This is a genomic window from Sphingopyxis sp. EU05-FHT14B03 (assembly GCF_058790875.1).
This window is the reverse complement of record NZ_JBYTDC010000002.1, coordinates 320,932-334,390: the sequence shown is the minus strand read 5'-3', so window position 1 is coordinate 334,390 and position 13,459 is coordinate 320,932. Positions and strand designations below refer to the sequence as shown.

The following is a 13,459-nucleotide window of genomic DNA, read 5'->3' as shown; positions in this document are numbered from 1 at the left end:
TTCCCTCGGCTCAGCTCCCCCCGCCCCGGCACATGCCGATGACATAGTCGATAATCATCCGGTCGCGTTGCGGCGACGGCGGGCCGAGGACGCCTTGCGCGTGGAGCGGAAGATGCGCGACCGCCTCCCCTGCCCCCTCGCCGAAGACATAATGGTCGAACCAGGTGCGCCACGCTTCACGTTCGGCGTCGGGCAGTTCGCGGATCGAATGCATCGCGAGCATCAGCGCCGCGAAGGGGAAGCGGTCGGTGCGCTGGCCGAACCAGTAGTTGACCAGCACATTGAGCGCGCCGGTCGAGCGGACATGGTGCCACCACATCGGCGGCATGAAGAGCGCGTCGCCGGGTTCGAGATCGGCGACCAGCTTGTGCCGTTCGGCCTCGGCATAAAGCGGATAACGGTCGAGGTCGGGATGGTCGGGGTCGACCATACTCGTCGGCTGGCCGGCGATGGTGCGCTCGACCGGGCCGACATAGAGGTTCGAAATCTGCTCGGGCGGGAAGAGCGAGAAGCGGCGGCGGCCCGCGACGACGACCGCGATGTTCGACGCCATGTCGTAGTGCGGCGCGATGCGGCTGGCGTTTCCGACCCAGATGCGCGGATCGACGCCCTGCACATCGATACCGAGCGGATTTTCGGCGGCGAAGCTGGACAGGCTGTCGGGGGTCGGGGTCGATCCGGCGTAAAGCGTGGGTCCCGCGGGATCGCCGCGGATCGCGAGGAGCCGTTCGACGAGCGTCGCCATCGGCATCTTCTCGCTGCGGAAATTCACCCCGCGCATGTCGTCGGTGTAGAAATAGCGCCCGCCGGTTTCTGGCGGGCCGACCAGCACTGTCAGCGGTTTGCCATTGTCGCGCGCCGCCAGATAGGCGGCGATGGCCTGGTCGCCCTGCCCTGCGGCTGCGACGGCGGGCCAGTGGGACGCGAGACCGCGCATGACGAAAGGGCGCGCGGCGGCGGCGATGGCAGCATCAATCGCCGCCAAGTTAGCGCCGTCAACTTCGTCGATCGTCTTTTCCGTTTCGGTGCTCACGGACATCAATCTAGCCGTTCGTGTCGAGCGAAGTCGAGACACCCCGAAGCCTTGCGGGTCCCAAGCGTGTCTCGACTTCGCTCGACATGAACGGGATTAGGGGGCGGCGCATAGATAGGCGAGATGCAAGCAGCTCGGGCCCCCCGGCGCTTACCGCCCGGGTTCGACACGAACCGTGCGGCTGGCACGCTTGCCGTCGGCGGAACGGCTACGCAGGTCGACCGCGCCGCCGACCGCGACCGGTCCCGCATAGCGCGTCCAGACGCCGCCTTCGACGCGATATTCGATGGTCGTGCCGGGATAGGCGCTGTTCGCTTCGAGCTTGCCCGCGGCGATGCGTGCGCCCGGCGGGGCTACGCGATAGGCGACGCCGATGCGGTCGAGCAGCGGGAATTGCGCCGCAGCGCGGCCGGCAAAATCCTGCCAGCCCGTTTTCAGCTTTGCCCGATCGACACGGCTGTCGCCCCATTCATAGGCCGCCCCCGCCTGATAGGCCGGCGTCCAGGGCGCGGGAGCCCAGCCGCGTTCGGCGAGCGCGAGCAGGCGCGGGAAGAGCATATAGTCGACCTGTCCGTCGGTTCGGATCGTCTCGCTCCACAATTGCGCCTGCACCCCCGCGACGCGGCGGCCGGGCTGGAGCGTCGGGGCATCGTCGATCGGCTTGCCCTCGGCATAGATGTTGCGGATCGTCGCGGCATTGGCGGGCAGATTGTCCGGCATGAAGCCGAAGACCTGATATTCGTCGACGCCGCGCGAGGCCCAGTCGTAACCGCCCTCGTCGGGATGCGGCGCATAGGGCATGTCGAAATAGCCGAGGTCGGGGATCGACAGTATGACGTTCCAGCCGCGATTGAGCTGGTCGTGCGCCTCGCGGATCGCGCCGGTGTGGAGAACGCCCCAGATGTTGGTCTGTGAATCCTTGGGCATGTTGGCGGCATCGGTATGCCCCATGCCGTCGCTCCAACCGCCGGCGCGCAGCCCCTTGGCGGCAAGGCTGGCGCTGACGCGTTCGATGAAGCGCGGGGTCAGCTTGCCGGGATCGCCGCCATTTTCGGCGATCATCGCGGCGCAGGCGGGCGATTTCACCCAGGCGCCCGCGGTTTCGTCGGCGCCGAGGTGGAAGGTCTTGAGCGGCGTTCCCGCCCGACGGTGCATCTCCGCCAGCGCATCGACGACGGTGTCGACGAAGCGATAGGTCGCGGGCAGGCAGACGTTGAGCGTGTTGTCGTCGTAATTCTGGATGCTGCGATATGCGGTGGTGTCGGCCGGGTCGATCAGGCGATAGGCGTCGGCCTCGGCGGTCTTGCCCGCAGCCGCCAGCCGCGCGTGGCGGAGTTCCATCGCCTTGATCGCGGCGCGGCTGTGTCCCGGCATATCGATCGACGGGATCACCTCGATCTGGCGCGCCGCCGCCGCCTGCACGATCGCGACATAGTCGGCGACGCTGAGATAGCCGTTGACCCCGCTCGTCCCGTCGGGACCGGCGCCGAGCTGCGGCAGGATGCAGGTCTTTTCCTCGGGGTCGTGGCAGCGTTTCGAGCCGATTTCGGCGAGTTCGGGCAGCGCCGGGATTTCGATCCGCCAGCCCTCATCCTCTGCAAGGTGAAGGTGAAGCTTGTTGAGCTTGAACCCCGCCATCGCCTCGACCAGCTTCAAAATCTCGTCACGACCATGGAAATTGCGCCCGAGGTCGATGTGCAGCCCGCGAAAGCCATATTCGGGCGCGTCCTCGACATGGAGCGGCTTGAGCTTGCCCTGTTCGAACGCCGCCTGTTGCGCGAGCGAGCGCAGCGCATGACTTGCCCCCGCCGCGTCATGCGCGCTGATCGTGACGCCGGATGCAGCGACGTCGAGGACATAGGCTTCGGGCGCGAGCGAGGGGGCGCCGATGCGGATGGTGAGCGGCAGCTTGCCGCCCTCACCCACCCCCGCCGCCGCCAGCGCGGACAGGGCGGGCGCGAGAGCGCTGCGATCGGTGCCGTCGAGCGTCAGCGCGATACCGCCGCCGAGGTCGACGGGCTTGCCCTTGCCCTGCACCGCCCTGGCCGGTTTGGGCAGGATAACGACGCCGGTCGCGGCGGGGGCCTGACGGTCGGCCTGCAGCGCGAAGGCGCGTTCGGGGAGCAGCCAGCGCGTCTTGTCGGCGTCGCTCTTGGTCGCGAGCCGCGCCTCATCGGTCATCGGCGCGACGAAAGGCAGGATTTCGAGGCCGGTTTCGGGGTCGATGACGGGCCGCGTCGCGGCGATCGTGCGCGCCCGCACCCCGTCGGCGACCAGATAGGCGTTGGGCATGCCGAACGCCTTTGAGAAATTGGCGCCGACGCCCCATAATTTGATCTTATGCGTCGACCCGGGTTTCAGCGTGACCCCGGGCTTGAGGGTCAATTGCTGGAGGTCGCCGTTGATCAGGCGATGGTCGAAGATGTCGCTTTCGACGACGGGGAGGCGGTTGACGAAGCTGAAGTAGAGCGAGAGGCTGTGAAGGTCGGCGGGGACCGTGTCGGGCAGCGTCAGCGTGATCGTCGAGAGGAAACAGGCGTCGATTCCCGTCGGGCAGGCCGGACGGTTGTCGACCATCGTCAGCCGGTAGCCGAGCGTATCGGCGAAGCGGTCGAACGCCGCCTGCGCGGGGGCTTCGTTCGCGAACGCCGCGGGCGCCATCGGCAGCGCCGCCACCATCGCCGCGGTCGTCATCGCCCTGGCCATCATCCGCATATCCGCTCTCCCGCTCGACAAGTTGTATCTAATTTGTCATGTAGTTTCCCAATGGTCAATGCGCTTCAAATGGGGCGCTTTCAAAAGGGATAGGCGTGACATGGCAGGATTGTCGGCTTTTTGGCGCATCGCGGCGATCCTGATTGGTTTTACATTAGTATTGTCGTCGGCATCGACCGCCTCCGCGACCGATCGTCCGGTTGTGGTCGGCTATCTCGCGGCGTTCAAGGGCCTCGACCTGTCGATCGAACGGACCGACCTGTCGTCCTTCACCCACTACAACCTCTCCTTCGCCAATCCCGATGCCGGAGGCGCTTTCGTCCGCGACGGGCGCATGACCTGCATGGGCGACGAGAATGGCGCGGCCATGCGCGTCGATGCCTTGCGTGCGGCGGTGGCGCGGTTGCACGCGGCGGGCGGAAAGGTGCTGTTGTCGACCGCCGGGGGCGTGATCCCCGGCTGTTCGGGCGACTGGCGGGCGTTGCTGGCGCCCAAGCGGAGCGCGGCGACGGTGGCGGCGCTCGTCGAGCTCGCCGAAACGCTGAACCTCGACGGGATCGACATCGACATCGAAGGGGCGCTGCTGACCGAGATCGACAAGGCCGGCAATTATACGCCGTTCATCGCCAAGCTGTCGGCGGCGCTGAAGGCGCGCGGCAAGCTGCTGACCTGCGCCACCGCATCCTATGAGGGCGGGATGATCCCGATTTCGTCGATCGGCTATTTCGATCTGGTCAATATCATGTCCTATGACGCGATCGGGCCGAGTTGGGGCCAGTCGGGCGGCGAGCATTCACCCTATGAGATGGCGAAACGCGACCTCGACCTGTGGCTGGCGCGCGGGGTGGCGCGCGAGCGGCTGGTGCTCGGCGTGCCTTTTTACGGCTACGGGTTCGGCGGCGAGACGGCCAATTGGTCCTATCGCGACCTTGCCGCAAGCAAGGGGCTGGACGCTACCAAAGCCGATGTCATCGGCGATCGCTGTGCGGGTTGCCGCTACATCACCCACAATGGTCCGGCGACGATCGCGGCGAAGGCGCGACTTGCGGCGGAAAAGGGGGGCGGCGTGATGGTGTGGGAATTGTCGCAGGACAGCCCCGATCATGCGCTGACCCGGGCGATCGGGCGCGGATTGTCACGCGAATAGGTCGCAACGAGGTTGACGCGACGATACCAATGCAACACATGGGGCGGGCGCACTGGTCCTATTGCCCGCGCGCCTGTTCGAAAAGGTATCGTGCGTGTCGCTGATCGATCGTCTGGGTCCGCTCCAGAAGGCGGACCCAACCCCGCTCTACCTGCAATTGCAGAAGATATTGCGCGACGCGATCGAGGGGCAGATCGTCAAGGCCGAGGAGGCGATCCCGACCGAGCGCGACCTGGCCGAGGAGTTCGACGTGTCGCGCATCACGGTGCGCAAGGCGATCGACGGGCTGGTCGCCGACGGCATCGTCACGCGGCGGCGCGGCGCGGGGACGTTCGTCACGCGGCCGCGGGTCGAGAAGAGCTTTTCGAAGCTGACCAGCTTTTCCGAGGACATGATTTCGCGCGGGCGGCGGCCGTACAGCAAATGGGTGAGCAAGACCGCGGGCACGGTGACCCCCGAGGAGGCGCTGTCGCTCGGGCTGTCGCCGGGGTCGCTCGTCTATCGTTTCCACCGCATCCGCTATGCCGACGACACGTCGATGGCGCTCGAACAGGCGACGATCCCTGCCTATTGCCTGCCGTCGGTCGAGGCGGTGGGCAATTCGCTCTATGAGGCGCTTGAGGCCGCCGGGCATCTGCCGGTGCGCGCGTTGCAGCGGCTGCGCGCGATCGCCTTTACCGCCGAGCAGGCCGAGGTGCTGGGGATCGAGCCGGGGACGCCGGGGCTGTTCATCGAACGGCGCGGTTTCCTGTCCGACGGGCGCACCGCCGAATATACCCAAAGCTATTATCGCGGCGACGCCTATGACGTCGTCGCCGAGCTAAACGGCGGATAGGCGGCGCAGAAACTCGCTGTGCGGGGGCAGTTCGGATAGCTGCTCGGCGACGCGGCCGCGCAGGGTAGCGAGGCGGGCGGACAGGTCTTCGGACGAGAGGCCGTCGGCGATCGGGTGCCAGCTTCGCGGTTTGACCCCCTGCCCCGTGAGCACCGCATACCAGTTGGTCGGGCCGAACAGGTCGCCGGGTTCGAACAATATGTTGCCGGTGGCGCGATACGCCTCGATCCGTTCGGCGAGGCTGTCGGGCAGACCGGCGGCGGCGACGTCGCGCCAGAAGGGCGTGTCGGCGCGGTTCGCGGTCGCATAATGGGCGATCACGAAGTCGCGGATCGTCGCATATTCGTGGAGCGCGTCGCGGTTGAAGCGCGCGACGACATGCGGGTCGAAACCGTCGCGCGGCAGCAGCGCGAGCAGCCGGATGATCGTCGTCTGGATCAGGTGGATCGAGGTCGATTCGAGCGGTTCGAGAAAGCCGCCGGCGAGGCCGATCGCGACGCAGTTGCGGTTCCAGATCGCCTTACGGTGGCCGGCGGTGAAGCGCAGCCGATTGGCGTCGGCGAGCGGGGCGCCGGGGAGGTTGGCGCGGAGCGCGGCCTCGGCGGCGTCATGGCCGAGGTGCGCGCTCGAATAGACATAGCCGTTGCCGTCGCGATGCTGGAGCGGGATGCGCCATTGCCAACCAGCGGCGCGTGCGGTCGAGCGGGTGAAAGGCGGCGGGTCGCCGCTGCGCTCGGCGGGCATGGCGACCGCGCTGTCGCAGGGGAGCCAGTGGTTCCAGTCGGCGTAACCGGTCTGGAGCGCGCCCTCGATCAGCAGGCCGCGGAAGCCCGAACAGTCGACGAACAGGTCGCCTTCGATGCGGCGGCCGTCGTCGAGGGTGAGCGCTTCGATATAGCCGTCCTCGGGGTCGAGGATGACGTCGGCGACCTTGCCCTCGACGCGGGCGACGCCCTTGTCCTCGGCATAGGTGCGCAGGAAACGGGCGTAGGCGGCGGCGTCGAAATGCACCGCGTGATGGACCGGGCCGTGGCGCGTCGCGGGGGCGAAACGGCCGGCGCGCGCCGCCATGGTTTCGAGGTTGTACGGGCCATGATCGGGATCGCCACCCGCGGCGAGGTGGCGCAGCCAATAGTGGTGGAAATGAATGCCCGCCATCTCGACGCCCAGATAGCCGAAGGGGTGGAAATAGGCGTTGTCGGCGCCGCCCCAGCCATCGAACGCGATGCCGAGCTTGATCGTGCCGTGCGTCGCGCGGAGGAAGTCGGCCGGGTCGATGCGCAGATAGCGGTTGAATTCGTGGATCGGCGGCACCGTCGCCTCGCCGACCCCGACGGTGCCGATCGCTTCGGATTCGACGAGGGTGATAGTCTGCTCCTGCCCCGCGAGCGCGCGGCCGAGGGCTGCGGCGGTCATCCAGCCGGCGCTGCCGCCGCCGACGATGACGATGCGGCGAACGGGGCGGGTGCGCGCGCTCATGCCCAGAGCCGCCGCAGCGCGTCGGCGTGGGTGTCCATCGCGCGCACGTCGGTGGCGACGGCGCGCAGCTGGCGCTGGAATTCGGTCATCAGCGCAGGGTCGTCGACCTGCAGCGCCTGCGGGTCGAAGGCGCGCGGGACGACGCCGTGGCCTGCCATGACGAGCGCCCAGCCATCCTCGACATGCGCCTCGTGGTTGTAATGCGCGAACATGCCGCGCGCGGCGAAGAGGTCGATCTTCGACGCGAGTTCCGACGAGACAGGTGCCGCGCGGGCGGCGGCCCAAAAGGGTTCGCTGCGCGCGTTGAGCCGGAAATGCTGCGCGGTGAAGTCGTGCACCCGCGCCCGGCCGCCGCCGATTTCCTCGTTATAGATATCGGCCTCGGGCATCGCGGCGCGATCGAGCGGCCAGAGCAGGACGAGCTGTGCGATCGCGAGTTGGAGAAGGAGCAGGTCGGCGCCGTCGAGCGGCGGCGCGTCGCCCGCGGCGCGGCCGATGGCGACGACATTGCCGACCCACAGCCGCGCGCGCGTCAGCGCCCCGACCGGTTCGGACGTGCCCTCGACAGGGCGACCGATCATCGCTGCCAGCGCCGCGCGGGCATCGGCGTCGGACAGACGCGCGCCATCGTAGAAGAACTCGACCGCGGTGCGGTCGGCGAGCGGGATCAGCGTCGTCCAGCCCGCCGGATGCGCGGCGGTGCGACTATACAGCGGCAGCGGATCGAAGGGCGCACCCGATGCGCGCAGGACGCGGTCGAAAAGGGGGGGCTTTTGCTCGGCCCCGCCGGGATCGAGTGCGGCGATCAGGACGCCATCGGCATCGACGAAAAGGTCGGCCGCGATGCGCTGCCCGTCGGCGAGTGTCAGCGCGGCGAGTTCCGTCCCGTCGCGTTCGGACACGGCATCGCGTCCCGGCACGATCCGCACCCCCGCCTTTTCGCAGGCATCGCGCAGCAGCCGGGCGTAACCGCCGGCGTCGAGATGCCAGCCGCGCTTGACCGCCTGCCCGGTCGCCTCGCCGCGCTCGCCGGTGCGCCCCTCCTTGGCGGCGGCGGCGGCGAGGCAGAAATCCTCGAGCCCGACACGCAAGCCGGCGGCGCGCGCGCGGGCCCAGTGCTGGACGAAGGGCAGCGAGGCATAGGGTGTCCCGGCATCGCCATAGGCATGGAGGAAGGCAGTCTCGCCGCCCGACCAGCCGGCATATTGCTGTCCCATGTTGAAGGTCGCGGCGGCCTGTCTGGCCAGCGCCGCTTCGTCGATGCCGAGCAGGCGGTGGAAGGTTGCCAGGTCGGGCGGCGCCACCAGCGCGGCGTGCGGGGGCGGCGCCTCCCCGGTGTCGACCCAAGTCACTTCGGTCCCGAGCCGCGCAAAAGCGCGGGCGATCGCGAGCGCCGCCATCGCCGCCGCGACGCCGCCGCCATAGACGGCAACCCGCTGCACCGCGCCGCTCAAGGCGCGGGCGCCGGGCAGTAGGAGGCAACGAAGTCGGCGTGGGACGGCGCCGACTTCGCGCCAAGCGCGATCGTCGCGGCCAGATTGCCGAGCCGATCGGCGAGAAGATCGTCGGGGAGCGTGTCGGCGAGCCGGTCGGCGGCGTGGGGCACGATCCCCTGCCCCACGAACACCGCCTGCCAGCTCGGCGGGCCGAACAGCCCGTCGCGATACGCCTGAACAAAAGCGCGCTGGCGGAAGCGGTCGATCTTGCCGGCGAGCGTGTCGGGGACATTCATCGTCGTCACCTGTTCCCACAAGGGCGCGTCGGCGTCGTTGGCGATATAGTGGAGGATCAGGAAATCGCGGATGCGGTCATATTCGACATCCATCACGCGATTGAACTCGGCGGGCAGCGCCGGGTCGATGCCATCGCGCGATGGTAACAATGTCAACATGTGCATGATCGCCATCTGCACGAGATAGATGCTCGTCGATTCGAGCGGTTCGAGAAAGCCGCCCGCGAGCCCCATGCCGACGACATTATGCGCCCATGCCTGGTCGCGCTTGCCGGCCTTGAACCGCAACACCCGCGGTTCGGCAAGCGCCTCTCCGTCGAGATTGGCGAGCAGGGTCGCCGCCGCTTCGTCGTCGGAAATGTCTTTTCTGGCATAGACATAGCCGTTGCCGGTGCGGTGCTGGAGCGGGATGCGCCATTGCCAGCCCGCCTTGCGCCGGGTCGAGCGCGTGTAAGGCGTGAAGTCGGGCGAGCGCACCGACGGCACCGCCGCGGCGCTGTCGCACGGCAGCCATTTCGACCAGTCGTCGAGGTCGACGCCAAGCGTTCCGCCGAGCAACAACGAGCGGAAGCCCGAGCAGTCGACGAACATGTCGCCCGCGACGCTGGTCCCCGAGGCGAGCGTCACCGACGCGATGTTGCCACTGTTAGCATCGCGCGCGACATCGACGATCCGGCCCTCGACACGCTCGATCCCGCGCGCTTCGGCCCAGCCGCGCAAATAGCGCGCATAGAGGAAGGCATCGAGGTGATAGGCATAGGCGAAAGCGTTGCGGACATCGTCCGGATCGCCGTTCGGCAGCATGAAGCGGTTCTGCAGCGCGGCGACGATCGGGAAACAATAGTCCGAGAGCGGCGCCGCAACGCCGGCGTTGCGGCCGCGCACCCAATAGCTGAAAAAATCGGCCTCGCCGATCGGGCGGCCAAAGGTACCGAAGGGATGGACATAGCGGTCGCCCTGCCGCCCCCAGTTGACGAATTCGATGCCGAGTTTGAAGCTCGCCTGCGTCGCCTGCATGAACTCGACCTCGTCGAGCCCGAGGAAGTCGTTGAAATCCTTCATTTGCGGCAGGGTGGCCTCGCCGACGCCGACCGTGCCGATTTCCTCGGATTCGATCAGGCGGACGCGGAAACGCGAGCGATCGAGCTTGGCGGCGCAGGCTGCGGCGCACATCCAGCCGGCGGTCCCGCCGCCGACGATCACCAGATTGAAAAGCCCCTCGTCCATCGCCTCACACTAACCGCGCCGGATACCGGCGCCAGCCCTTTCGGTCCGGCGCCGGCCCCCGCTTTTAGAAGGTCAGGCGCGCACCGACCTGGTAGCGCCGGTCGTTCCTGAACCAGGCGTTCGGCTTGAGCAGCCCGGTCGAGTCGACCTGCTGGAACAGCACGGTATCGGTGCCGAGCAGGTTCGTCCCTTCGAGGATGAATTCGATGTTCTTTGTGGCACGGAGGCGCACGGAGGCATCGAGATAGCCCGTCGCCTGCTGCCAGATCGGCAAGCCGACGCAGCAGTCGATCGCGGTCACCAGATATTTGGAGCGCCAGTTATAGGCGACGCGCGCCGAAATCGGACCCTTTTCATACATGCCGACGAGATTGTAGCTGTGCTTCGAAATCCCCTCGAGCGCGTTCGGTTTGACCGTGCTGTCCTCATAGGTGATGCCCCCGCCCGCGGTGCCGCCGGCGGTCTCGTTGGTCAGGTTGACCGTTTCGATGCCGTTGTTCTTCACATAGGTGTAGTTCGCCTGGACCCCGAAGCCGTCGAGCGGTGCGGGCAGGAAGTCGAAGAAGGTCTGGAAGGCGAATTCGGCGCCGTAGATCTTCGCACCATCGCCGTTGACCGGGCGATCGAGGCGGACCGTCTCGGTCACGCCGCCGTTGGTGATTTGCAGGCTGAACTGGCCCGCCTGGATATAATTGTAGAATTTCTTGTAGAAACCCGTGGCGGTGAACGAGCTCGACCGGCCGAAATAATATTCCAGCGTCAGGTCGAACTGGTCTGCGGTCATCGGCTTGAGATTCGGGTTCCCCGACTTGCCGGTATATTGCCAGTCATAGGCGATCGCCTCATTCGCTGCGTTGCGCGTCACATTGGGGTCGGAGAAATCGTTGAGGTTCGGTGACAGGCGGTTGATCGTCAGGAAGTTGCGCAACAGCCCGAAATCGGGGCGCGACATCGCGCGCGAATAGGCGAAGCGCGACACCAGCTTGTCGGTCAGGTCGAACTTGACGTTGAAGCTGGGCAAGGCGTGGAAATGATTGGCCTTTGTGGCATCAACCACGGTCGCGCCATTGTTGAACGCGATCTCGCTCGCGGTCACGACGCAGCCCGAGGTCGCGGTGGGACGGCCGTCGACAACGGCACGCTCGCAGGACAATTGGGTCGGGGTGAATGGGTTGGCGAAGGTCGTCGCACCCGCCGTGTCGTTGCGCGTCCAGATGAGGCGCACGCCGAGGTTGCCCGAAATGCCGACATTGCCGATGCTCAGGCTGTCGCCGCCGAACTTGGCCATCGCATAGGCCGACATCGTGCGCTCGCCCACCTTCAGCACTTCGCTGGGCAGATAGCAGCCATAGTCGCCGGTAATCGTTTCGCCGGCGCGATAGCCCTGGTTCGAGCAGACCGGGAAATATTCGCCGACGCCGATCGTCGGCCGGCCGAGCGTCGCCGCGAGTTCCTCGCGGTTCACCAGCCGGTCCATGTTGAAGAAGACGAACGAATGCTGGTTCAGCTGGTTGCCGGCGAAGAAGTCCTTGCCGAAGCTGTGGATCGCCGTCGAACCCGCGGGATAGGCGGGGCTGTCGGTGTTGAAATAGGGCGCCTGGGTGTAGGTCCAGGTGTTCGAGATATTCGCCCAGTTATAAGCGCCCCACCGCACCGTCTGATCGCGGTCGGCATAGCGGGCGCCGACCTTGATCGCGCTGAGCCAGCCCGAATCGACCTCATATTCCAGGTCCGCCTTCAGCGCGATTTCCTTGCCGTCGCTGTCCTCGGTGTGGTCGGTGACCGAATAGAAGAAATAATTGTTCGGATTGGTCAGGCCGCCGGCCGACAGGTTGATATTGTCGGCGGTGGTCGGGGTGAAGGTGAGGGTCGGATATTTGCCCGTCAGATCGACATAGGTGTTGGCGTAGCTGCGCGAGGTGACCGATGCGTTATAATTGCTGACGCTGGCATCGACATATTGCCCGTCGAGCGTCAGCCGCACCCGATCGGAGACGTCCCAGCGGAAGTTCAGGCCGAAATCCTGGGTAATCTGCTTGTTCTTCAGCGCGTTGGCGGCGGTGTCCACCTGCGGCGCGCGGCGGTCGTTGGTGCAGCCTTCCCACGAATAGCAGCGGTTGAAGAAGGCCTCGCCATCCTCGTTCAGGCCGAGCCCGCGATTCTCGTCGCCCTCGCCCACATAGGGACGCTGGTACGACCACCAGCCGCTCTGGAAATTGCCGTCGGCGTCGAAGGCGAAGGGCGCGGTGCCCTGAAGCGGGCTGATCAGCGACGCGTCGCCGAACTCATAGTCGCTCGGCTGGCCATAGAGGTCGCCGTAGAAGGTCGACGAGAAGACCGCATATTCGCGCCAGCTGTTGTTATATTGCGAGCGGTTATACTGCCCGGTGAGTTCCATCGTCTCGTCGTTCGAGCGCCACTGGAACGCCGCCGCGGCGCCATAGCGTTTACGGTCATATTCATTTTCGCGCATGAAGATGCCGCTGGGGATATATTGCTTGCCCGGGCCGAACACGCCGTCGAAAATGCCCATGCGTTCGAACTGGATGCCCTGGCTCGCGGTCTTCGCGTGCGAATAGGCGCCGTTGATCATCAAACCGATCTCGCCGATGCCGGTCTGCCAGCGGTCCGAAATGATGCCCGAGAATTCGGGCGTCGATTTGCGGGCGATGTCGCCATAGGTGTTCTTGATCGAGATCGAGATCAGGCGGCCGTCCTGGTCGAAGGGCACGCGCGTGCGCAGGTTGACGGTGCCCGCGATACCGCCCTCGATCATGTCGGCGGTCTGGTTCTTGTAGGTATCGATGCCGCCGAGCAGTTCGGGCGAGATGTCCTGCCAGGACAGGCCGCGCGACGAGTTGGCGCTGAAGGTGTCGCGGCCGTTGAATTCGGACCGGACCTGGTTGAGGCCGCGCACGATCACGCCCGAGGGTTCGGCGGAGAAGTGCGAGGTGTCGTCGGTGCCGGCGAACCGGATGACGGTGATGCCGGGGACGCGCTGCAAGGCTTCGGCAACCGATTTGTCGGGGAAGGAGCCGATATCCTCGGCGGTGATCGAATCGACCACCGTGTCGGCGTTGCGCTTGCGGTTCTGTGCCGATTCGAGGTTGGCGCGGATGCCGGTGACGACGATGTCGTCGGCATTTTCCTCGCTGGCCGGTGCGTCCTGCGCCGCGGCGGGCAGCGTGATCGCGCCCACCAGTGCGGCGGCGCAAACACCGCGCATCAGCGCATTGCGGCGCCCCAAAGCTTTTGCAGGCCCATGAACCATATTATATCCCCCATCATCGT

General features: G+C 66.5%; 8 protein-coding genes. 2 read left to right on the top strand and 6 right to left on the bottom strand.

The annotated features are described in order from the left end of the window. Nucleotides 1–10 precede the first annotated feature (10 nt). Both AC3WS4_RS10700 and AC3WS4_RS10695 read right to left on the bottom strand, forming a co-directional pair. Entirely contained in the window at nt 11–1,033 is a 1,023-nt protein-coding gene (locus AC3WS4_RS10700) for a cupin-like domain-containing protein (RefSeq protein ID WP_492738903.1), read from the bottom strand. Nucleotides 1,034–1,183: 150 nt separating this feature from the next. After that, entirely contained in the window at nt 1,184–3,748 is a 2,565-nt protein-coding gene (locus tag AC3WS4_RS10695) for a beta-N-acetylhexosaminidase (protein ID WP_492738905.1), read from the bottom strand. Between the two features lie 100 nt (nt 3,749–3,848). Between AC3WS4_RS10695 and AC3WS4_RS10690 the strand changes: the two genes are divergently transcribed. Further along, entirely contained in the window at nt 3,849–4,895 is a 1,047-nt protein-coding gene (locus AC3WS4_RS10690; protein ID WP_492738907.1) for a glycosyl hydrolase family 18 protein, read from the top strand. A gap of 94 nt (nt 4,896–4,989) precedes the next feature. Further along, the gene (locus tag AC3WS4_RS10685) at nt 4,990–5,730 is read left to right on the top strand and encodes a GntR family transcriptional regulator (RefSeq protein WP_492738909.1); all 741 of its coding nucleotides are present in this window, start codon (nt 4,990–4,992) and stop codon (nt 5,728–5,730) included. Here AC3WS4_RS10685 and AC3WS4_RS10680 read toward each other — a convergent pair. From AC3WS4_RS10680 to AC3WS4_RS10665, 4 genes are all read right to left on the bottom strand, one after another. Next, nucleotides 5,716–7,209 (bottom strand): tryptophan halogenase family protein, encoded by a 1,494-nt coding sequence (locus tag AC3WS4_RS10680; RefSeq protein ID WP_492738912.1) that lies wholly within the window; start codon nt 7,207–7,209, stop codon nt 5,716–5,718. The two genes, AC3WS4_RS10685 and AC3WS4_RS10680, sit on opposite strands and share 15 nt — an antisense overlap. Further along, a complete protein-coding gene (locus AC3WS4_RS10675) occupies nt 7,206–8,663 on the bottom strand; it encodes a tryptophan 7-halogenase (protein ID WP_492742770.1) in 1,458 nt (485 codons plus the stop codon). Before AC3WS4_RS10675 ends, AC3WS4_RS10680 begins: the two co-directional genes overlap by 4 nt. After that, entirely contained in the window at nt 8,660–10,168 is a 1,509-nt protein-coding gene (locus AC3WS4_RS10670; RefSeq protein ID WP_492738916.1) for a tryptophan halogenase family protein, read from the bottom strand. The genes AC3WS4_RS10675 and AC3WS4_RS10670 overlap by 4 nt, the downstream gene beginning before the upstream one ends. A gap of 64 nt (nt 10,169–10,232) precedes the next feature. After that, nucleotides 10,233–13,394: a TonB-dependent receptor gene (locus tag AC3WS4_RS10665; protein WP_492738918.1), complete on the bottom strand. Its 3,162-nt coding sequence runs from the start codon at nt 13,392–13,394 to the stop codon at nt 10,233–10,235. Nucleotides 13,395–13,459: the final 65 nt, after the last annotated feature.

Excerpts from the sequence above, each read along its gene's own strand:
- AC3WS4_RS10665 (WP_492738918.1), bottom strand. The coding sequence starts at position 13,394 with ATGCGCGGTGTTTGCGCCGCCGCACTGGTGGGCGCGATCACGCTGCCC.
- AC3WS4_RS10680 (WP_492738912.1), bottom strand. The coding sequence starts at position 7,209 with ATGAGCGCGCGCACCCGCCCCGTTCGCCGCATCGTCATCGTCGGCGGC.
- AC3WS4_RS10695 (WP_492738905.1), bottom strand. The coding sequence starts at position 3,748 with ATGCGGATGATGGCCAGGGCGATGACGACCGCGGCGATGGTGGCGGCG.
- AC3WS4_RS10690 (WP_492738907.1), top strand. The coding sequence starts at position 3,849 with ATGGCAGGATTGTCGGCTTTTTGGCGCATCGCGGCGATCCTGATTGGT.
- AC3WS4_RS10670 (WP_492738916.1), bottom strand. The coding sequence starts at position 10,168 with ATGGACGAGGGGCTTTTCAATCTGGTGATCGTCGGCGGCGGGACCGCC.